Source organism: Neotabrizicola sp. VNH66, from assembly GCF_049445895.1.
GTDB lineage: Bacteria > Pseudomonadota > Alphaproteobacteria > Rhodobacterales > Rhodobacteraceae > Pseudogemmobacter.
Window position 1 is genome coordinate 43,128 of the sequence record NZ_JBMSDW010000001.1, and the last position, 19,898, is coordinate 63,025.

Here is a 19,898-nt window from a genome sequence, read left to right on the forward strand (position 1 = left end):
TGGCCCCGCAGCAACCGGCAGGACCTTGCGCGGAAAGCTATTCCCCGCCGCCGCGCTTGGCCAGATACCAGTTTCACGCCGGTGGGAAATCCGTTATCTCTCCGCCCCATATCCAGTGGAGCCCGGGCCGCGCGTGTCGAGATTCGACCGATATCTTCTGTCACAGCTGTTGCAGCTGTTCGGCTTTTTCAGCCTTGTGCTGGTGGCGGTCTACTGGGTCAACCGGGCCGTGGGCCTGTTTGACCAGCTGATCGGCGACGGTCAGTCGGCGCTGGTTTTCGTGGAATTCTCGCTTCTGACGCTGCCGAATGTGATCCGGCTGGTGCTGCCGATCTCGGCCTTTGCGGCCTGTCTTTATGCGATCAACCGGCTGATGCAGGAATCAGAGCTGGTGGTGATGCAGGCCACCGGCTTTTCTGCCTTCCGGCTGGCACGGCCGGTGGTCTATTTCGGCCTTTGCGTCATGGCCATGCAGCTGGTGCTGACCAACCTTCTGGTGCCGCTGAGCCAGAGCCGTCTGGCCGAACGCACGGCCGAAGTGTCCGAAAATGTCACCGCGCGTTTCCTGACCGAGGGGCGTTTCATGCATCCGGCCAATGGCGTGACCATCTATATCCGCGAGATCAGCCCGCTCGGAGAGCTGAACGACCTGTTTCTGTCGGATGAGCGCAGCCCCAAGGAAACCGCCGTCTACACCGCCCGGCAGGCGCTTCTGGTGCGCGAGGACGGCACGCCGCGGCTGATCATGCTGGACGGGATGGCGCAGCGCATGACGGCGGACGGCACCCGCAGGCTGGCCCTGACCCGGTTTTCCGATTTCACGCTGGACCTGTCCGGCATCGTCGGCGGCAAGGACGGACGGCAACGCAACCTGCGCGAATATGATACGGCAAGCCTGCTTCTGGCTGCACCCGCCACGGTCGAGGCGACGGGCGAAACGCGGCCTGCCTTGCTGGAGGAAGGCCACAGCCGTCTGGCGGCGCCCCTGCTGGGGCTGGCGGCGCCTCTGCTGGGCTTTGCCGCATTGATGCTGGGGGGCTATTCGCGCTTTGGCCTCTGGCGGCAGATGGGGCTGGCGGTCCTTCTGATCATCGGGCTGCAGATGGCGAATACCGCCGCTTCGGGCGTGGCGCTGCGGTCTGAAACCGGCTGGCCCGCGCTTTATGCGGCGCCGCTTCTGGGTGTGGCCGTGGCCATGGGCCTGTTGTGGTGGTCGCAGCGCCCGCGGCGCATCCGTGCAGAGGCCGCAGCATGATCCTGTCGCGCTACATCGCCCGCCGCTTCCTGATGACCGTCACCCAGGTCTTCATGATCTTCTTCGGCATCCTGATGCTGATCGACATGGTCGAGCAGTTGCGCCGCTTTTCCGGCAATGGCGTGGGTCTGGCCGAGGCGGCGCGGCTGTCGCTGATGAACGTGCCGGAAACCCAGTATCGCATCCTGCCGCTGATCTTCGTGATTGCCGCCATTGCCCTTTTTCTGGCGCTGGCCCGGTCGTCCGAACTGGTCGTCGTGCGCGCCGCGGGCCGGTCTGGGCTGCGGTTTCTGGTGACACCGGTTCTCGTGGCGCTGGTCATCGGCACGCTGGCGGTGGCGGTGATGAACCCCTTGGTGGCGGCCACGTCCAAAGCCTATGAGGACCTGCGCGCCCGCTATACCGCCGGGGGCAATTCGGTGCTCTCGGTCTCGGACTCGGGGCTGTGGCTGCGGCAGGGCGGCAGTTACGGCCAGACCGTCATTCAGGCCACCCGTGCCAATCTGGACGGGACCGAGCTGTTCGACGTGACCTTCCTGACCTTCGGCCCCGAAGGGGTGCCGGTCAGCCGGGTCGAGGCGACTTCGGCGCAGCTGACCCCGGGCGCCTGGATCGTGGACGGCGGCAAGCTCTGGACACTGACCGACCCCAACCCCGAGCTTTCGGCAGTGCAATGGCCGGACGGAACCCGTCTGCCCAGCGACCTGACGGCCGAGCGGATCCGCGACAGCTTCGGCACGCCCGCGGCGGTGCCCGTCTGGCAGCTGCCGTCCTACATCGCCGGGCTGGAACGCGCGGGCTTTTCCGCCCGCAGCTACCGGCTGTGGTTCCAGATGGAACTGGCGCAGCCGCTGCTGCTGACCGCGATGGTTCTGGTGGCGGCAGGCTTCACCATGCGGCATACGCGCTTTGGCCGAACCGGGATCATGGTGCTTTATGCCATTCTCTGCGGCTTTGCCCTGTTCTTCCTGCGCAACTTCGCGCAGGCTCTGGGGGAAAGCGGCCAGATTCCCATTGCCCTTGCGGCGTGGAGCCCGCCCGTCGCGGCCGTCCTCTTGGCCCTTGGTCTGTTACTGCATCTGGAGGACGGCTGATGCTGCGCCGGCTTCTTCTCTCGGCGGCCACGGTGATGGCTCTGTCCCAACCCGTGGCGGTTTCCGCCCAGGAACAGGCGACGCTGGTCTCGGACCGGCTGGAGATCGCGGGGGATACCCGTCTGGTCGCGGCCGGCCATGTTGAGGTGTTCTACAAGGGCCGCCGGCTGACCGCCTCGCGCATCCTTTATGATCAGGCGACCGACCGGCTGACCATCGAAGGCCCCATCGTCCTGACCGACGAGGGCGGCGGCACCGTGGTTCTGGCCAGCCAGGCCGAGCTCTCGGCCGATCTGACCGAGGGGCTGCTGACCAGCGCGCGGCTGGTGCTGAACGAACAGCTGCAGCTGGCCGCCAACCGCATGATGCGGGTCGAGGGGCGCTATACCGCGCTGGACGATGTGGTCGCCTCCTCTTGCAAGATCTGTGCGGCCAACCCCACGCCCCTGTGGGAAATCCGCGCCCGCCGGGTGATCCACGACCAGGAGGAACGGCAGATCTATTTCGATCATGCCCAGTTCCGCGTGGCAGGCGTTCCGGTGGCCTATATCCCGCGGTTGCGCATGCCCGACCCGACGCTGGACCGGACAACGGGCTTTCTCGCGCCGTCACTGCGCACCACCACCCTTTTGGGCGCGGGGATCAAGATCCCCTATTTCATCACCCTGGGGGACAGCCGCGACCTGACCGTCGCGCCCTATTTCACCACCAAGGGCTCCAGCACGGTGGACCTGCGCTACCGGCAGGCGTTCCGCACCGGCGAGATTGAGATCAATGCCGGCATCACCCGCGACGGGCTGACCGACCGCACCTATCGCGGCTATGCCTTTGCCGATGGCGAATTCGCTTTGCCCGACGATTTCCGCCTGTCCTTTGCGCTGCAGGCGACCACCGACAACGCCTATCTTCTGGATTACGGCATCTCCGATGCCGACCGGCTGGACAGCCGGATCGAATTGTCACGGGTGCGCCGCAACGGATTTTTCTCGGCCCGGATCATCAGCTTCCAATCCCTGCGCGACGAGGAGGACAACGACACCCTGCCCTCGCTGGTGACGGATGTGACCTTCCACCGCCGCTTTTCGCTGGGCCCGCTGGGCGGCGAAGGCGGGCTTCGGCTCCAGACCCACAGCCATCTGCGCACCTCGGAAAATCCGTTCGACGGGCCGGACCCCGACACGATCGCCGACGGCCGCGATGTCAGCCGCCTGTCCGTTCGGGTGGACTGGCGCCGCAGCTTTCTGTTCGGTCCGGGGATCGAGGCGACGGTTCTGGGCGAGGCGCAGGCCGATCTTTATTCCATCGGGCAGGATGCGGTTTATGAGGGCGAAGTCACCCGCACCCATACCGCCGCCGGGGTGGAATTGCGCTGGCCCTGGGTGAAGGCCGCCCCCTCCGGCGCGACCCATGTGATCGAGCCGGTCGTGCAGCTGATCTGGGCCGACCGGCAGGGCACCGGCATCCCCAACGAGGATTCCGCTCTGGTGGAATTCGATGAGGGCAACATCTTCTCGCTGGACCGCTTCCCCGGTGCCGATGCGGTGGAACAGGGGCGCCGCGCCAATGTCGGCCTGACCTGGACCCGCACCGATCCCGCGGGATGGAGCTGGGGCCTGACCCTTGGCCGGGTGATCCGCGAACAGGATTACGGTCAGTTCGGCCCCGCCTCGGGCCTGGGCGGCACGCAGTCCGACTGGCTGGCCGCGCTGACGCTGGACTGGCCCTCGGGCTTTGCGGCCACAGGCCGGGTGGTGTTCGACGACGATCTTGACATCGCCAAGGGGGAACTGCGGCTGGCGCTGAGCCAGGAGCGGCTGTCCGTCGCCGGATCGGCGCTTTATGCGGTGGCGGATCTGACGGAAAACCGCCCCGACCCCACCCGCGAAATCCGTTTCGATGCGGCATGGAAAGCCACCTCCGCGCTGACGGCCAAGGCCGAAGGCAGCTACGATTTCGAATCCGAACGCGGCACGCTGGCCGGCATTGGTGTGGAATTCCGCAATGAGTGCGTGGCCGTCGATCTTTCCCTCTCGCGTCGGTTCACGTCCTCGACTAGTGTGACGCCGACGACGGATTTCGGCCTTTCGGTCGATCTTATCGGGTTCGGCAGCGGCAAGGCGGCAGGTCCGTCAGGCCGGTGCTACTAACGGGAACGGGCCGGGACCCCGCCGATGCGGGGCATGAACACGGCCGGACGGGCAGACGATCAGGCGGTCGGGCAGAAGATGAAACAGATCGAAACGGGTCTTGGATGGGGCAAGGCGCCCCGGCGCCTTATCACGGCGCTGCTGTTGGGCGGCTCTGTCCTGGGCGGAATGTTGCCTCTGGCCATGCCGCAACCGGCACAGGCGCAGAACCTTTTCGCGCCGCGGCTTTATGTGAACGGCACGGTCATCACCGAATACGAAGTGCAGCAGCGCGCCCGGTTCTATGAACTGCTGCGCCAGCCGGGCGACCCCGAAGAGGCCGCGGTCAAGGCCCTGATCGACGAGCGGGTGCAGATGGACACCGGCAAGCGCCTTGGCATCAAACCCACGCAGGACGAAATCCTGAAGGGGATGGAAGAATTTGCCAGCCGCGCGAACCTGACCGCCGAGCAGCTGGTGGGCGAATTGCAGAAGGCTGGCGTCTCGCCCGAGACCTTCCGCGATTTCGTGACCGCCGGTCTGGTCTGGCGCCAGATGGTGCGGGCGAAATTTCTGGGCAAGGTCCCGGTGTCCGAGGCGGATGTCGACAAGGCGCTGGAAAAAGCCGCCCGCCCCCGCGCGCTGAAGGTGCTGGTGTCCGAACTGGTGATCCCGGCAGAACCCGGCAAAGAGGCCGAGGCACTGGCGCTGGCCCGGCGGCTGTCGGAAACCATCCGGGGCGAAGGGGCCTTTGCCGCCGCCGCCCGCGAATATTCCGCCGCCCCCACCGGGCAGAACGGCGGACGGGTGCCGGAATGGCTGTCATTGTCCACGCTGCCCTCTGCCATCTCGCAGGAAATCCTTGGGCTTGAGGCGGGCGATGTTTCCGGCCCGGTGGTGGTGCCGAATGCAGTCGTGCTGTTCCAGCTGCGCCAGATCGCCATGGACGAAACGGCCGAGCCGATCTCGGTCAAGGTGGAATGGGCCGAATATCTGGTCCCCGACGATGCCGAAACCATCGCCCGGGTCCGCAATTCGGTAGACGAATGCAATGATCTCTACGGTCTGGCCAAGGGACAGGAAGGGGTTCTGACCGTGCAGAATTCCACTGCCGCCGCCGTCCCCGGCGATGTGGGGCTGGAACTGGCCAAGCTGGACGCGGGCGAGATTTCCGCCGCGCTGACCCGGGGCGGCCTGCGCCGTCTGGTCATGCTCTGCAGCCGCACCCCGGTGATGGAGGCAGAGCCTGACCGCAACCGGATCAAGGAACAGGTGATCAACGAAAAGCTGGATGGCATGGCGAACGGCTATCTGGAAGAGCTGCGCTCTGCCGCGATCATCCGCCAGCCGTGAACCGCCGCGCCGACCTGCCCCCTGTCGCGCTGACCTGCGGCGATCCCTCCGGTATCGGCCCTGAAATCGCCGTCAAGGCGCGGGCGGTTCTGGGCGAAGGCCTGCCGCTCTTCTGGATCGGCGATCCCGCCCACCTGCCGCCCGGCACCCCCGTGACCGAGATCGACCGCCCCGAGGCCGCGCTTTCGGTGCCTGCCAGCCATCTGCCCGTGCTGCCCCATGCCTTTGCCGCGCCCGCGCCACCCGGCCGGCCCGACCCGCGCAATGCGGCGGGCGTGATCGAGGTCATCGCGCGCGCCGTGGCGCTGGTGCAATCCGGCGCGGCCTCGGCCGTTACGACGGCGCCCATCCACAAGAAGGCGCTGAAGGACGGCGCGGGCTTTGCCTTTCCGGGCCATACCGAATACCTCGCCCATCTGGCGGGGGTGGACCGCGTGGTGATGATGCTGGCCTGCCCCGGTCTGCGCGTGGTGCCCGCGACCATCCATATTCCCATTTCCGACGTGCCCGCAGCTTTGACCGAGGCGCTGCTGGAAGAGACGATCCGCATCACCCATGCCGGGCTGATCCGCGATTTCGGGCTGCACAGCCCCCGGATCGCGGTGGCCGGGCTGAACCCCCATGCGGGCGAAGGCGGCGCCATGGGCTGGGAGGATGAGCGGATGATCCGCCCCTTGGTCGACCGGCTGGCCGCCGAAGGCATGGCGATCCGCGGCCCGCTGCCGGCCGACACCATGTTCCACGCCGGTGCCCGCGCGGGTTATGATGCGGCGGTCTGCGCCTATCATGATCAGGCCCTGATCCCGATCAAGACCATCGACTTTGCCGGTGGCGTCAATGTCACGCTGGGCCTGCCCTTCGTGCGCACCTCGCCCGATCACGGCACCGCCTATGATATTGCAGGCCGTAGTCTGGCCGATCCGTCCAGCCTTGTGGCGGCCCTGCGGATGGCGCAAGAGATGGCGACTGCGCGCGGTGAGTGAGCGCAGGCCGGGGGCCAGCCCCCGGACCCCCGGGATATTTATGAACAGATGAAATCGGGAGCGGGTTTTGGGAACCATCGACGGGCTGCCTCCGCTGCGAGAGGTCATCGCGGCGCATGATCTGGTGGCGAAAAAGCAGCTGGGTCAGAACTTTCTTCTGGACCTGAACCTGACCGCCAAGATCGCGCGCTGTGCGGGCGATCTGTCGAGTGCCGATGTGCTGGAGGTGGGACCCGGTCCCGGCGGTCTTACCCGTGGCCTGCTGGCCGAGGGCGCACGGCACGTGGTGGCGGTGGAGAAGGACCCGCGGGCGATCCCGGCGCTGATGGAGATTGCCGCCGCCTGCCCCGGGCGGCTGACCGTGCTGCAGGGCGATGCGCTGGAGCTGGATGTGATGGCGCATCTGACCGGGCCGGTGAAGGTGGTGGCGAACCTGCCCTACAATGTGGGGACCGAGCTGCTGATCCGCTGGCTGACGCCCGCGCAATGGCCGCCGTTCTGGCAGAGCCTGACGCTGATGTTCCAAAAAGAAGTGGCTGAGCGGATCGTGGCAAAGCCGCGGAGCGACCATTACGGGCGGCTGGCGCTGCTGGCGCAGTGGCGCGCCGATCCGAAGATCGTGATGCATCTGCCGCCCGAGGCCTTTACCCCCGCCCCCAAGGTGCATTCCGCCGTGGTCCATCTGACCCGGCTGGAGGCGCCGCGCTATCCGGCCGATGAAAAAGTGCTGAGCCGGATCACCGCCATGGCCTTCAACCAGCGGCGCAAGATGCTGCGATCGTCGCTGAAGGCGCTTGGCCCGGATCTGGAAGACCGGCTCTTGGCCGCGGGGATCGCCCCCACGGCGCGGGCCGAGGAGATCGGGCTGGAGCAGTTCTGCACCCTTGCCCGATCTTATGCCTGATTATTCCGCCGTGTCCGGTGCGGCCGGTTCGGCGGCAGCGGCAGGCTTTTTCACCGTGCGCGTGCGTTTCGGCTTCGGCGCGGCTTCGGCGGCAGGTTCCGGCTGTGCCGGGGCCGCGGCAGGAGCCGGGGCCGGATCCGCAGCGGGCGCCCCGGTGATGAAGGCAGGCAGATCCTGATCCGGCGAGCCGCTGGCCGATTTCGCCGGACGGCGATCTGCCGCCGGGGCACGCGGCGCGCGCGGTTCAGAGGGCGCGCGGGATGCGCCGGTGGCGGGTGCTGCGGCCCGGGGCGGGCGGCGGTCGGCCGTTTCGGAACGCGGCGCCGGGCGCGGTTCCGGACGCGGCTCGGGGCGGGCCTCGGGCAGTTCCACCAGACCAGCCTCATCGCCGCCAAGGTCGATCACCTCGGCGCCCTGCGGCTGATCTTCGGCCTGCGGAGCACGGTCATCGACACGGTTGTCGGGACGGTCCGCGCGGTCGCGGTTGTCATCGCGGTTGCGGTCGCGCCAGTCGTTCCGATCGCGGTTGCCCCCATTGCCGTTGCCATTGCCGCCGTCACGGTTGCCGTCGCGCGGGGCATTCTGGCCGCCGTTGCCACCGTTCTGCTGGCCGCCGTTCTGCTGATAGTGCTGCTGGCGGGCTTCCTGCTCGGCTGCGAGTTCGCGCTGCGCCTCGGCCAGCATGCGGGTGTAGTGTTCGGCGTGCTGGAGAAAATTCTCGGCGGCCACGCGGTCGTTCGACAGCTGCGCATCGCGGGCCAGCATCTGGTATTTCTCGATGATCTGCTGCGGCGTGCCGCGCACCTTGCCCTCGGGGCCCGAGGAATCGAACACACGGTTGACGATATTGCCGAGAGAGCGCGGGCGGTTCTGGCTGGAACGCGAGCGTTTCTTCGAAGAGCGCATCTTTGCCTATGGTCCTGGGATCACCGTGGCCCCTGCGGTGCCGCGGCAGGCGGCGCAAATATCCGGGGGCGGGATCGGGTTCCTGCGGGGAAATGGGGCCGAATGCCCGCAGCCACCGCATGTGGTTGCTAAATCATGCGAAAGCCCTGCTGGCAAGCGGATTCTCTGGCAAATCGGCCTTAAATCGCAGGGTTTCGCCCGGAAAAGAAAGATAGTTGCGCAATTCCCGGTTTCAAGCGCTGCCGCAACCGTCCGCTGCAATAGACACTGCCGCGACCACGCGGTCGCGCCCGTCCAGATCGGGCAGGACACGGATATCGCGAAACCCCTGCGCCGCCAGCAGTCCCGCTACGACAGCGCCCTGGGTCGGGCCGATTTCCAGAAGGATCCGTCCCCCGGGCATCAGCCGCGCCGGCGCCTGCCGGGCGATGATGCGATAGGCGTCCAGCCCGTCGCCGCCCGGGGTCAGGGCTATCTCCGGCTCCCACCCACGGACCTCGGGCGCAAGGCCCGGCATCTCATCGGCGGCGATATAGGGCGGGTTTGACACGATCAGGTCATAACGGCCGGACACGGCGGAACACCAGTCGGACAGCGCGAATGTCGCGCGCGCGCCAAGGCCAAGGGCCGCGGCATTCGCTTCGGCCACCGCCAGCGCCGCGGGAGAGGCATCGACACCCAGCCCCTGCGCCGCACGCATGTCGTGCAGGCAGGAGAGCAGGATGCAGCCGGTGCCGGTTCCAAGGTCCAGAAGGCGGAAGAACGGCTGCGACAACGCCTCGGCCACCAGAACCTCGGTCTCGGGGCGAGGGTCGAGCGTGTCCTGCGTCACCCGGAACGGCAGCCCCCAGAAGAAGCGTGTGCCCGTGATCTGGGCCACCGGGCGGCGGGCCTCACGGGCGGCGATGGCCTCCTCATAGACCTCGGCCTGTGCTTCGGTGAGTTCATCGCCGGTGTGCAGCGCCAACCGGGCCGGCGGCACCTGCATGGCATGGGCCAGCAGCGCGCGGGCATCGGCAGCGGGATCCTCTACCCCGGCGGCGCGCAGCCGGGCCACCGCCGCGACCAGCGCCAGCTTGGCGATCACGCCTCCATCTCCGCCAGCTTGGCCGCCTGATCATGGGCGATCAGCGCGTCGATCACCTCGGTCAGGTCGCCCTGCATGATCTGGGACAGCGCATAAAGCGTCAGGTTGATGCGGTGGTCGGTCATCCGGCCTTGCGGAAAGTTGTAGGTGCGGATGCGTTCGCTGCGGTCGCCGCTGCCCACCTGGGCCTTGCGGTCGGCGGCACGTTCATTGGCCAGCCGCTCCCGCTCGGCCTCATAAAGCCGCGCGCGCAGGACCTGCATGGCGATGGCGCGGTTCTGGTGCTGGCTTTTCTCGGAACTGGTCACCACGATGCCGGACGGCAGGTGGGTGATCCGCACCGCGGAATCCGTCGTGTTGACATGCTGGCCACCCGCGCCCGAGGACCGCATCGTGTCGATCCGGATATCCGCGGCGGGAATGTCGATATCGACCTCTTCCGCCTCGGGCAGGACGGCCACGGTGGCGGCCGACGTGTGGATGCGGCCGCCCGCCTCGGTTTCCGGCACGCGCTGCACCCGGTGGACGCCGCTTTCGTATTTCAGCCGGGCATAGACGCCTTCACCCGTGATATGGGCGGTGAATTCCTTGATGCCGCCCAGATCGGACAGCTGGCTTTCCAGCACCTCGAACCGCCAGCCCATCCGCTCGGCATGGCGCTGATACATCCGCGCCAGATCGCCCGCGAAAAGGCTGGCCTCCTCGCCCCCGGTGCCGGGGCGGATTTCAAGAATGGCGGGCCGCGCATCGGCGGCATCCTTCGGCAGCAGGGCCAGCCGCAGCCGGTGCTCCATCTCGGGGATGCGGGCGCGCAGGCGGGGGATTTCCTCCTCGGCCAGCGCCTTCATCTCGGGGTCGGCCAGCATCGCCTCGGCCTCGCGCAGATCGTCCAGAGCCTGACGGTAAGCGGCGATCTCTTCGGCCACCGGCTTCAGATCGGAATATTCCCGGCTGAGGGCGGCAATTTCGGCGGGCGCGGCGCCCGCGTTCAGGCGCGCCTCGACAAAGCCGAAACGCTGGGTGATCTGGGCGAGTTTGTCGAGCGGAACCATGGCCCGGGTTTGACGCGGCCCGCGGGCGCGGTCAAGGGGCGGCGCCGGGTCCGCGGTCTTCGGGCAGCCCGGCGCGCAGCACGGCCAGAAGGCGGCGGCGGGCCGGACCCAGATAACGGTCAGACCATTCCATCCGGCGGCCCTTGCGATCCGTCACGACGGCACCTTCGGGCAGCGCCAGCAGCACCTCGGCCTTGACCTCTTCGCCTGGCAGGGTGATCGCCACCAGCCCGGCCCGCCGGGCACGTACCCATGGCAGCGCGCCGCGCAACCGCCCCAGCCAGAGCCGGGGATACATGAATTCGGTCGGGAATTTCACCACCAGCGAGGACGGCACCGCCCGCATCACCGGCTGCGCGCACCAGCTGATGAAACGTTCATCCGCGATCATGGGGCGGAAGCCGAAATCGGGATGACGTGCGAAGAGTGCCAGAAACCGCTCAGCAATATACCCGGTATGGGCGGGGTGAAACACCACGACCGAGGAATTGCCCCGCGCATATTTCCGCCCGCCGCTCAGCCGGAAGATCAGCCGCGCCAGCGCGCCGAAGGGCAGCACAGCACTTTGCAGGATCGCCACATTCTCGGGCCGCGGACAGGCCGAGAGCAGGCGGCCGATATCGCCAAGAACGACGGTATCCAGATCAAGGAACACTGCCGGCATATCCGCGGGCAGCAGACCCGGAACGAACATGGCGAGCTTTGCCTGACAGCCCGAACGCTTCATCGCCGGATCAAGGAATTCGGGCGGATGGGGCCGGGTCTCGACCCCCTCGGCCAGACCGGGACGATCCCTGTCGGTGATCAGGACGATGCGCGCAAGACCGGCAGAATGCGCGCGGACCGCGGCGACCAGCGCGTTGATCTCGTCAGGACCATATTTGGTGCCCCAGGCGATCAGGACCAGTTGCCAGCGGAGGTCTGCCATCATGCCCGCCGCCATGCGGACCGCAGCACGGAACCCCTCGTCCCTGTGGTCGGGGCGCAAGACCTGCGGCGGCAGGGCATCGGGTAGGGCTGGAACAGCGTGATCATGCGCCGGGTTTGACGCGGCCCGCGGGCGCGGTCAAGGGGCCGCTTCCGCCGCGGGCTAGCGGTCGCCGCTGCCGCGCAGATCGGCGATCCATCCGGTCAGCCGGTTCTGGTTGCGGCCCCAGTCTGGCAGCGGCAGCGCCGGACGGGACCAGAGGACCAGCTGCACCTCGCCCCCGACCAGCGGCAGCGCGCTGGCATCTGCCGTCACCCAGTCGGGAAAGCCCATGACGGGGCTATGCACCAGCCATGTCATGCGGCCCTTGTCCGGGGCGCCCGCCACCCGCTCGGCCCGGGGACCAAGCCGCTGTGCCAGATCGGCCAGCACCTTCTCTGCCGTGCCGTGCAGGGCGACCGTCGCCAGCACCCCGCCTCCGGGTGCGGGCTGGATTTCCTCGACCGGGGGGTAAAGCACCCAGCCCACGGTTTCCGGCATCCCGGGATAAAGTGCACCGATCAGCGGATGGCCGTTCCGGCCCGCCCGTTCGACCGGCCAGGAATGCAGTGCGACCTTCAGCGCCAAAGCGCCGAAGGCCAGACCATAAAGCACAGTGCGGAACGACAGCCTCACGCCCGGGTCCGCGCCCAGTGGTAAAGGCAGATCAGCTCATAGGCGACATGGGCGCCGGCAATGGCGGTGGCGCCGGTGGTGTCATAGGGGGGCGACACCTCGACCACATCGCCGCCGACGAGGTTTATCCCCGCCAGATCGCGCAAGACCGCCGCCGCCTGCCACGAATGCAGGCCGCCCCAGACCGGCGTGCCGGTGCCCGGGGCAAAGGCCGGGTCCAGCGCGTCGATGTCGAAGGTCAGATAGACCGGGCGGGTGCCCACGATCTCTTTCGCGCGGGCGACGACATGGGCCACACCCCGCTCATGCACCTCGCGCGCGTCGATGACGTTCACGCCCAGATAATCCTCGGTCGTCGTCCGGATGCCGATCTGGACAGAGGTTGCCGGGTCCACAAGGCCGGTCTTCACCGCCTTGTACATCATCGTGCCGTGGTCGATCCGGCTCAGGTCGTCATCGGGCCAAAGGTCGGAATGCGCGTCGAAATGGATGACGGACAGCGGCCCGAACTTTTCGGCATAGGCGCGCAGGATGGGCAGGGTGATATAATGGTCACCGCCCAGAGTGACCGTGCCCGGCCCGGCCGACAGGATGGTGCGGATATGCGCCGTCAATGCGTCGGGAAAGTCGGAAACCCTGGCATAGTCAAAAGCGAGATCGCCATAGTCGATGACCGACAGCTCTCCCAGCGGGTCGGTGGGCCAGCCATAGGGCGGATCATAGGGCTGCAGCGCGCTGGCCTCGCGGATGGCGCGGGGGCCGAAACGGGTGCCTGCGCGATGCGTCACCGCCTGATCGAAAGGCACGCCGGTGATCGCCAGATCCACCCCGGTCAGGTCTTTCGTATAGGTCCGGCGCAGGAAGCTGGTTGCCCCGCCGAACGCGTTTTCAAAGGAATAGCCCCGTAAACCTTGCCGGGTGAACGCAGTGTCGACCTGCGTCTTCGCATCTTCGAGTGCCATGGATGCCTCGGGATTTAGTCGCCACGTCATTGCCAAACGGGGCCGGAGACGCGCGGATCCGGGTGCCCCCTGCTACAGGTGCAGCCGCCCTGTCGTCAAGCGCCCCGTCAGGGATCAGAACACCTTCTGCTTGGCCTTGGCGATCTGGAAGCCGTGGCCCTGCCCGTTGGTGCAGGTCATCCCGGTCTTGGCCGAAGAGCAGGTGAAGGCGCCCAGCGATACCGATTTGCCATAGCCAAGGGTAAAGGCGTTCGGGTCCATCACGGAATCGCCCACGCAGGCCAGATAGCCGCCGCCCTGTGCATCGACCGCGAAGGACTGTCCCCATTCCAGATCGCAATCGGCCGGGCGTTTGCGATAGGTGGGGGTCAATTCCATCATGTCGCAACGGACACCTGCCCATTCGCCCGTCCAGATCGCGCAATGGATATTCCCGGTGGGAGAACGGAAGACGAGGTAATCCTGCGCCGCCGCAGGCCCCGCCAGACTTGCGCCGCCCAGTAGAATGGTGGCTGCCAGAAGTTTCCTCATCGCATGCTCCCTGCCGCTGCGCCGTGGTGATCCGCCCTGCCCCGCGCCGTGCCCGGGGTCAGAACACTGTCTGCCCGTCCGTCGTTACCGTAAAGCCCCCGCCGGAGGGATTCGTGCAGGTCACACCCTGCCCTTCGGCCCGGCACAGGAACGGCTCGATCTCCAGCACGGCACCCGGCGTCAGTGGGGTGGCCTCGGCGGGATCATAGGCCATATCGCTTTCACAGGAGGGAAAGCCCGGTCCGGTTTCCCGCACCGTGAAGAACCGCCCAAAATCGCTGTCGCAGTCTTCCGGCCGGTCAAAGGGGGACAAATTGCCCTGATAGACATCGCAGCGGACCCAGCCCTGCGCCCCGTCCGATGACAGCGCACAGAGGATGGCACCCCCGGCCACATCAAAGGCGGCATAGGCCCAGTCCGCCCGCGCCGCAGCGGGCGCCACGGCAAAGCTCAGGACAGCAAAGACAAGCGCGTTTCGCATCGGCACGGGTCCCGCAAGGCCGGCCGGAGCGTCCGGCCCGTTCCGGCCATCCTGCCACGCGGCAGCGGACGTGGCCAAGTCGGGAAAGCCCGATGCCGTTACTTCGCGGCCAAAGGCAGTGCACGCTCCACCAGCCGGGCGAAGAAGCTGGCCCCCACGGGCGAGGCTTCGTCGTTGAAATCATAGGCCGGGTGATGCAGCCCCGCCCCCGGCCCGGTGCCAAGGAACAGATAGGCGCCGGGCCGCGCCTCCAGCATATAGGAGAAATCCTCGCTGCCCATCTCGCGCGGGGCATGGGCGTTCACCGCATCGGCCCCGGAAATCTCGCGCGCGACGTCGGCAGCGAATTCGGCCTGCGCCTCGTCGTTGATGGTGGCGGGATAGCCCCATTCATACTCCACCTCGGCCCGCACGCCAAAGGCCGCGGCGGTGCCCTCGACGATCTCGTGGAAGCGGCGCTTCAGCAGCGCGCGGACGTCCGGCTTGAAGCAGCGGATGGTGGCGGCGAAGGTCCCGTCCTCGGGGATGATGTTCGAAGCACTGCCCGCATGGATCATGGTGACCGAGATCACCGCCTCGTCCAGCGCCCAGACATTGCGCGGGATGATGGTCTGCACCGCCTGCACCATGGCCACGAGTGCCACCACCGGGTCCACGCATTCATGCGGGGTGGCGCCATGGCCGCCCTTGCCGGTGACCTTGACATAGGCCGTATCCACGCTGGCCATCAGGGGCCCGGGCGTGGTCTGGAAATGGCCGAAGGGCACATTGGGCGCATTGTGGATGCCGAAGACGCGGCTGATGGCGAAACGGTCCATGATGCCTTCCTGCACCATGACCTCGCCGCCGCCGCCCTCTTCCTCGGCCGGCTGAAAGATCAGCGCCACGCTGCCCGCGAAATTCCGCGTCTCGGCCAGATATTTCGCAGCGCCCAGAAGCATGGTCACATGGCCGTCATGGCCGCAGGCATGCATCTTGCCGGGCACCGTGCTGGCATGTTCGGCGCCGGTCAGTTCGGCAATCGCCAGCGCATCCATATCGGCGCGCAACCCGATGACCGGACCTTCGCCCTGCCCGCGGATCACCGCCACAAGGCCGGTCTGCGCGATGCCTTCGTGAACCTCGTCCACGCCGATCTCTTCCAGCCGTTCGCTGATCCAGGCCGCGGTTTCCGTGCAGTCGAACGAGAGTTCCGGATGCCGGTGCAGATGCCGCCGCCATTCCTTCATCTCTTCGGCGTAGGAGGCGATGCGGTTCAGGACGGGCATGATGCTCTCTTGTGGCTGCGGCTCTCCCGGTCCTAATCCGAACCTCTGCGGCCCGCAATCGCCCTTCCCCGCCTTGACCCGGCGGAAAACGACCGCGCGCCACCTGTCCGCGCGAATCCGCTGACCGGATTCGTTTCGGGCGCAGCCCCTTGCCTGTTGCGCGCATTTCCGGCGCAACCCGGACCGTCCGAACGTGGGTCATGCCGGTCTCCGCAGCCCGCCCGGCGGGGGTGACACCGGCCGCGAAACCTCTAGTCTCCGCCCCCGCAACACGGGACCCAAGCGCATGACCGACGATTCCCTCATCCACGATCCGAACGGCGGAATGGACCGTCTGCTGGCCATCATGGCGCGGTTGCGCGATCCGGCCACGGGCTGCCCCTGGGACGTGGAACAGACCTTCGCCACCATCGCGCCCTATACCATCGAAGAGGCGCATGAGGTGGCCGATGCGATCCAGCGGCAGGCCTGGGGTGAACTGCCGGGCGAACTGGGCGATCTGCTGTTTCAGGCGGTGTTCCACGCCCGCATGGCCGAGGAGGCCGGGATGTTCGGCTTTGCCGATGTGGTGCGCGCCATCAGCGACAAGATGGTCACCCGCCATCCGCATGTCTTCGGTGACCAGTCGCGCGACAAGACGCCGGAGCAGCAGACGAAGGATTGGGAGGCGCTGAAGGCCAAGGAACGCGGCACCGCCCGGGTGCTGGACGGGGTGGCGCTGGCCCTGCCCGCGCTGACCCGTGCGGTCAAGCTGCAGAACCGCGCAGCCCGGGTCGGGTTCGACTGGCCCGATGTGGGAGAGGTGGTGGCCAAGATCGCCGAGGAAGCCGCCGAACTGGTCGAGGCGCGCGATACCCTGACCGAGGCCGAGGTGGAGGAGGAATTCGGCGATCTCCTGTTTGTCATGGCCAATCTGGCCCGCCACCTGAAGCTGGACCCCGAGGCCGCGCTGCGCGCCGCCAATGCGAAATTCACCTGCCGCTTTAACCGGATCGAGGATTGGCTGGCCGAGGACGGTCGCCACCCGCGCGATTCGGACCTAGCCGAAATGGATGCGCTCTGGAACCGCGCCAAGGCGGAGGAGAAAGCCGCCCGCGGCTGAGTGCCGGCCGCCCCGGGCCGCGGCAATTTGCCAAGTGTTTCACTCAACCATTGACCCAAGCAATTTTGTCGGATTTAAGCCGTCTCCGAACAGGAGGATCGTTCATGCGCAAAATCGCCCTTGCTGCCCTGTTGGGCTGCACCGCCCTTCCCGCCCTTGCGGAAGAGGTGAATGTCTATTCCCATCGCCAGCCCGAGCTGATCCAGCCGCTGGTCGATGCCTTCCAGGCAGAAACCGGCATCACCGTGAATGTAGCCTTCGTCGACAAGGGCATGGCTGAGCGTCTGGTGGCCGAAGGCGACCGTTCGCCCGCCGATCTGGTGCTGACGGTGGACATCGCCCGCCTGTTGCAGATCGTCGAAGCCGGGGTGACCCAGCCCGTGCAATCGGACGTGCTGGAGGCCAATATCCCCGCCACCCTGCGCGATGAGGGTGACCAGTGGTTCGGCCTGACCACCCGCGCCCGCATCGTCTATGCCGCCAAGGACCGCGTGGCCGATGGCGAAGTGACCACCTACGAAGACCTCGCCTCAGAAAAGTGGAAGGGCCGGATCTGCGTCCGCTCCGGCCTGAACGACTATAACGTCGCGCTGGTCTCGGCGATGATCGCCCATCATGGCGAGGAATATGCCAAGACCTGGCTGGAAGGCGTGAAGGCCAATCTGGCCCGCAAGCCCGATGGCGGCGACCGCGACCAGATCAAGGCGATTGCGGCGGGCGAATGCGACATCGCGCTTGGCAACACCTATTACCTTGGCCAGATGCTGGCTGATCCCGAACAGAAGCCCGCGGCCGATGCCGTGCGCCCGGTCTTCCCGGTGTTCGAGGATGGCGGTACCCATGTGAACATCTCGGGCGTGGCGATGACCAAGGCCGCCCCGAACAAGGAAGCCGCGCTGAAGTTCATGGAATGGCTGGCCTCGGACGAGGCGCAGGCGATCTATGCCGAGACGAACAACGAATATCCGGTGGAACCGGGCGTGAAGCGTTCGGATCTGGTGGCCAGCTGGGGCGAATTCACACCGGACAGCAAGACGCTGACCGAGATTGCCGCCCTGCGTCCGGCGGCGCTGAAGCTGATCGAAGAAGTGAACTTCGACGGCTAAGCTGCGGCATTGATTACGTAAGACAGGGGGTGGACCTTGGGTCCGCCCTTTTGTTTTACCCGGCTGGACAAGCGCGCAGTCCTGCGGTTTGCTGCCCGGAACAGGAGGCCCGCATGACCCATCCGCGCAAGATCATCATCGACACCGACCCCGGACAGGACGATGCCGTGGCCATCCTGCTGGCGCTATCCAGCCCGGATGAGCTGGAGGTGCTGGGCCTCACCGCCGTCGCGGGCAATGTGCCGCTGGCCCTGACCCAGCACAACGCCCGCCAGATTGTCGAGCTTTCGGGCCGCATCGTGCCGGTCTATGCCGGCTGCGACGCGCCATTGACGCGCGAGCTGGTCACCGCGGAACATGTTCATGGCAAGACCGGGCTGGACGGCATCGCCCTGCCCGATCCCGCACTGCCGCTGGCGCCGGGTCATGCGGTGGATTTCATCATCGACACCTTGCGGCGCGAACCCTCGGGCGCGGTCACGCTCTGCCCGCTGGGGCCGCTGACCAATATCGCCGAAGCCTTCCGCCGCGCGCCCGACATCGTGCCAAAGGTGGCCGAGATCGTGCTGATGGGCGGCGCCTATTTCGAGGTGGGCAACATCACCCCCGCGGCAGAGTTCAACATCTATGTCGACCCGGAAGCCGCGGAAATTGTGTTCAAATCCGGCGTGCCGCTGGTCGTCATGCCGCTGGATGTGACGCATAAGGCGCTGACCTCGCGCGCGTGGGTCGAGGAGATGCGCGGCCTTGGCACCCGCACCGGTCAGGCGGTGGCCAGCTGGACCGATTTCTTCGAAAGGTTTGACACCGCGAAATACGGCAGCGAAGGCGCGCCGCTGCACGACCCCTGCGTCATCGCCTATCTGCTGGAGCCCGGCCTGTTCTCCGGCCGCCACATCAATGTGGAGATCGAAACGAAGTCGGAGCTGACGCTTGGGATGACCGTGGCCGACTGGTGGCGGGTGACCGAGCGCGCACCCAATGCGCTGTTCATCGGTAATGTCGACCGCGACGGGTTCTATCGGCTGCTGACGGACCGGCTGTCACGGCTGTAGGCCGTCAGGTTTCCGGCAGAATAACCGAGAAAACAGAGCCTTCGCCGCGCTTGCTGTCGATCCGCAGCCAGCCGCGGTGGCGGTTCACGATATGTTTGACGATGGCCAACCCCAGCCCGGTGCCGCCCTCGGCCCGGCTGCGGTGGGTGTCCACCCGGTAAAAACGCTCGGTCAGCCGCGGCAGGTGGATCGGGTCGATCCCTTCGCCGGTATCTGCCACATCGACCCGGATCGAGGGTCCGCGCGAGGTATTCTCGCGGCTGACACTCACCCGCACTTCTTGCCCCCGCGCGCCATATTTCACTGCATTTTCAACAAGATTCAGGAAGACTTGCATCAGTTGATCGGCGTCGCCCGGGACAAAGATCGCCCCGTCGGCGCCGGAAATCACGATGCGGCTTTCCTTGTCTTCCGCTGCAGGACGGACGGTGGCGGCGGCCCCGCGCAGCACGCCGGACAGATCCACCGGATCGCGCGGGCGGACCCGCTCTTCCGATTCCACCCGGCTGAGATGCAGCAGATCGCGCACAAGCCGGTTCATCCGCCCGGCCTCCCGGTCCATGATCTCAAGGAAACGGCCCCGCGCTGCGGCATCGTCGCGCGCGGGGCCGCGCAGGGTTTCGATGAAGCCCATCATCGCGGTCAGAGGCGTGCGCAGCTCATGGCTGACATTGGCCACGAAATCGCGGCGGATCGCCTCGCTCTGCGCTTCGGAGGTGATGTCGCGCAACACGCATAGCACCCTGCGGCCGCCCGCGGCCTCCAGCGCGCTGACCGCCACCCGATACTGGCCATCATCGGTCAGCCTCAGCGGCACCTCGCGCCGCCCACCCTCGGCCAGAACCTCGGCCACGGCGGACAAGAGGTCCGGCGCGCGCAGGGCCAGCGCCAGCTTGCGGCCGATGGGCTGTTCGCTCAGCACCCCGCGGGCCGCGGCATTCTTGGCTGCGATCCGTTCATCGGCATCGACGATGAAGGCGGGCAGCGGGATGCCGTCCAGCACCTCGGCGGCGGCATCCCGCTCCATCGC

The 19,898-nt window shown here is 67.0% G+C and carries 19 protein-coding genes; 9 read left to right on the forward strand and 10 right to left on the reverse strand.

Annotated elements, in window-relative coordinates:
* The first annotated feature begins 133 nt into the window (after window positions 1-133).
* The 6 genes from lptF (at window position 134) to rsmA (ending at window position 7,715) form a co-directional block, all read left to right on the forward strand.
* Window positions 134-1,255, forward strand: coding sequence for an LPS export ABC transporter permease LptF (lptF, locus tag ACO2Q5_RS00215; protein WP_423287264.1), 1,122 nt, complete (start codon window positions 134-136; stop codon window positions 1,253-1,255).
* Entirely contained in the window at window positions 1,252-2,349 is a 1,098-nt protein-coding gene (gene lptG, locus ACO2Q5_RS00220; RefSeq protein WP_423287266.1) for an LPS export ABC transporter permease LptG, read from the forward strand. The genes lptF and lptG overlap by 4 nt, the downstream gene beginning before the upstream one ends.
* Complete coding sequence (locus ACO2Q5_RS00225; protein WP_423287268.1) at window positions 2,349-4,496, forward strand: LPS-assembly protein LptD; 2,148 nt, start codon at window positions 2,349-2,351, stop codon at window positions 4,494-4,496. Before lptG ends, ACO2Q5_RS00225 begins: the two co-directional genes overlap by 1 nt.
* Window positions 4,497-4,574: 78 nt before the next feature.
* The gene (locus ACO2Q5_RS00230) at window positions 4,575-5,828 is read left to right on the forward strand and encodes a peptidylprolyl isomerase (RefSeq protein ID WP_423287270.1); all 1,254 of its coding nucleotides are present in this window, start codon (window positions 4,575-4,577) and stop codon (window positions 5,826-5,828) included.
* Window positions 5,825-6,811: a 4-hydroxythreonine-4-phosphate dehydrogenase PdxA gene (pdxA, locus tag ACO2Q5_RS00235; protein WP_423287272.1), complete on the forward strand. Its 987-nt coding sequence runs from the start codon at window positions 5,825-5,827 to the stop codon at window positions 6,809-6,811. The genes ACO2Q5_RS00230 and pdxA overlap by 4 nt, the downstream gene beginning before the upstream one ends.
* 67 nt (window positions 6,812-6,878) lie before the next feature.
* Window positions 6,879-7,715, forward strand: a complete 837-nt coding sequence (rsmA, locus tag ACO2Q5_RS00240; protein WP_423287274.1) for a 16S rRNA (adenine(1518)-N(6)/adenine(1519)-N(6))-dimethyltransferase RsmA — start codon at window positions 6,879-6,881, stop codon at window positions 7,713-7,715.
* Here the strand turns inward: rsmA and ACO2Q5_RS00245 are convergent, their stop codons facing one another.
* From ACO2Q5_RS00245 to ACO2Q5_RS00285, 9 genes are all read right to left on the reverse strand, one after another.
* Window positions 7,716-8,621 carry a DUF4167 domain-containing protein gene (locus ACO2Q5_RS00245; protein WP_423287276.1) on the reverse strand — a complete coding sequence of 302 codons (906 nt, stop codon included), beginning with the start codon at window positions 8,619-8,621 and terminating at the stop codon, window positions 7,716-7,718.
* Between the two features lie 232 nt (window positions 8,622-8,853).
* Complete coding sequence (gene prmC / locus ACO2Q5_RS00250; RefSeq protein ID WP_423287278.1) at window positions 8,854-9,708, reverse strand: peptide chain release factor N(5)-glutamine methyltransferase; 855 nt, start codon at window positions 9,706-9,708, stop codon at window positions 8,854-8,856.
* The gene (gene prfA, locus ACO2Q5_RS00255; RefSeq protein WP_423287280.1) at window positions 9,705-10,760 is read right to left on the reverse strand and encodes a peptide chain release factor 1; all 1,056 of its coding nucleotides are present in this window, start codon (window positions 10,758-10,760) and stop codon (window positions 9,705-9,707) included. The genes prmC and prfA overlap by 4 nt, the downstream gene beginning before the upstream one ends.
* 31 nt (window positions 10,761-10,791) lie before the next feature.
* Complete coding sequence (locus tag ACO2Q5_RS00260; protein ID WP_423287282.1) at window positions 10,792-11,691, reverse strand: hypothetical protein; 900 nt, start codon at window positions 11,689-11,691, stop codon at window positions 10,792-10,794.
* A 159-nt stretch (window positions 11,692-11,850) separates the two neighbouring features.
* Entirely contained in the window at window positions 11,851-12,363 is a 513-nt protein-coding gene (locus ACO2Q5_RS00265; protein WP_423287284.1) for a hypothetical protein, read from the reverse strand.
* Window positions 12,360-13,325 carry an agmatinase gene (speB, locus tag ACO2Q5_RS00270; RefSeq protein WP_423287286.1) on the reverse strand — a complete coding sequence of 322 codons (966 nt, stop codon included), beginning with the start codon at window positions 13,323-13,325 and terminating at the stop codon, window positions 12,360-12,362. Before speB ends, ACO2Q5_RS00265 begins: the two co-directional genes overlap by 4 nt.
* A gap of 114 nt (window positions 13,326-13,439) precedes the next feature.
* A complete protein-coding gene (locus ACO2Q5_RS00275; RefSeq protein WP_423287288.1) occupies window positions 13,440-13,856 on the reverse strand; it encodes a DUF6636 domain-containing protein in 417 nt (138 codons plus the stop codon).
* Window positions 13,857-13,914: 58 nt separating this feature from the next.
* Complete coding sequence (locus tag ACO2Q5_RS00280) at window positions 13,915-14,337, reverse strand: DUF6636 domain-containing protein (protein ID WP_423287290.1); 423 nt, start codon at window positions 14,335-14,337, stop codon at window positions 13,915-13,917.
* Between the two features lie 98 nt (window positions 14,338-14,435).
* Entirely contained in the window at window positions 14,436-15,605 is a 1,170-nt protein-coding gene (locus ACO2Q5_RS00285; protein ID WP_423287292.1) for a M20 aminoacylase family protein, read from the reverse strand.
* A 286-nt stretch (window positions 15,606-15,891) separates the two neighbouring features.
* Here ACO2Q5_RS00285 and mazG point away from each other — a divergent pair, with 286 nt between their 5' ends.
* The 3 genes from mazG (at window position 15,892) to ACO2Q5_RS00300 (ending at window position 18,868) form a co-directional block, all read left to right on the forward strand.
* The gene (gene mazG, locus ACO2Q5_RS00290) at window positions 15,892-16,707 is read left to right on the forward strand and encodes a nucleoside triphosphate pyrophosphohydrolase (protein WP_423287294.1); all 816 of its coding nucleotides are present in this window, start codon (window positions 15,892-15,894) and stop codon (window positions 16,705-16,707) included.
* 104 nt (window positions 16,708-16,811) lie between these two features.
* The gene (locus tag ACO2Q5_RS00295; protein ID WP_423287296.1) at window positions 16,812-17,813 is read left to right on the forward strand and encodes a Fe(3+) ABC transporter substrate-binding protein; all 1,002 of its coding nucleotides are present in this window, start codon (window positions 16,812-16,814) and stop codon (window positions 17,811-17,813) included.
* Window positions 17,814-17,926: 113 nt separating this feature from the next.
* Window positions 17,927-18,868: a nucleoside hydrolase gene (locus tag ACO2Q5_RS00300; protein ID WP_423287298.1), complete on the forward strand. Its 942-nt coding sequence runs from the start codon at window positions 17,927-17,929 to the stop codon at window positions 18,866-18,868.
* Between the two features lie 4 nt (window positions 18,869-18,872).
* Here ACO2Q5_RS00300 and ACO2Q5_RS00305 read toward each other — a convergent pair whose 3' ends face one another.
* Window positions 18,873-19,895: an ATP-binding protein gene (locus ACO2Q5_RS00305; RefSeq protein ID WP_423287300.1), complete on the reverse strand. Its 1,023-nt coding sequence runs from the start codon at window positions 19,893-19,895 to the stop codon at window positions 18,873-18,875.
* Window positions 19,896-19,898 lie beyond the last annotated feature (3 nt).

What these genes read in the sequence shown, in the direction of transcription:
- ACO2Q5_RS00260 (WP_423287282.1), bottom strand. Translation starts at nt 11,691, where the DNA reads ATGATGGCAGACCTCCGCTGGCAACTGGTCCTGATCGCCTGGGGCACC.
- ACO2Q5_RS00285 (WP_423287292.1), bottom strand. Translation starts at nt 15,605, where the DNA reads ATGCCCGTCCTGAACCGCATCGCCTCCTACGCCGAAGAGATGAAGGAA.
- ACO2Q5_RS00300 (WP_423287298.1), top strand. Translation starts at nt 17,927, where the DNA reads ATGACCCATCCGCGCAAGATCATCATCGACACCGACCCCGGACAGGAC.
- prfA (WP_423287280.1), bottom strand. Translation starts at nt 10,760, where the DNA reads ATGGTTCCGCTCGACAAACTCGCCCAGATCACCCAGCGTTTCGGCTTT.
- ACO2Q5_RS00225 (WP_423287268.1), top strand. Translation starts at nt 2,349, where the DNA reads ATGCTGCGCCGGCTTCTTCTCTCGGCGGCCACGGTGATGGCTCTGTCC.
- ACO2Q5_RS00295 (WP_423287296.1), top strand. Translation starts at nt 16,812, where the DNA reads ATGCGCAAAATCGCCCTTGCTGCCCTGTTGGGCTGCACCGCCCTTCCC.
- speB (WP_423287286.1), bottom strand. Translation starts at nt 13,325, where the DNA reads ATGGCACTCGAAGATGCGAAGACGCAGGTCGACACTGCGTTCACCCGG.
- ACO2Q5_RS00230 (WP_423287270.1), top strand. Translation starts at nt 4,575, where the DNA reads ATGAAACAGATCGAAACGGGTCTTGGATGGGGCAAGGCGCCCCGGCGC.
- lptG (WP_423287266.1), top strand. Translation starts at nt 1,252, where the DNA reads ATGATCCTGTCGCGCTACATCGCCCGCCGCTTCCTGATGACCGTCACC.
- mazG (WP_423287294.1), top strand. Translation starts at nt 15,892, where the DNA reads ATGACCGACGATTCCCTCATCCACGATCCGAACGGCGGAATGGACCGT.
- ACO2Q5_RS00275 (WP_423287288.1), bottom strand. Translation starts at nt 13,856, where the DNA reads ATGAGGAAACTTCTGGCAGCCACCATTCTACTGGGCGGCGCAAGTCTG.
- ACO2Q5_RS00245 (WP_423287276.1), bottom strand. Translation starts at nt 8,621, where the DNA reads ATGCGCTCTTCGAAGAAACGCTCGCGTTCCAGCCAGAACCGCCCGCGC.
- ACO2Q5_RS00305 (WP_423287300.1), bottom strand. Translation starts at nt 19,895, where the DNA reads ATGGAGCGGGATGCCGCCGCCGAGGTGCTGGACGGCATCCCGCTGCCC.
- ACO2Q5_RS00280 (WP_423287290.1), bottom strand. Translation starts at nt 14,337, where the DNA reads ATGCGAAACGCGCTTGTCTTTGCTGTCCTGAGCTTTGCCGTGGCGCCC.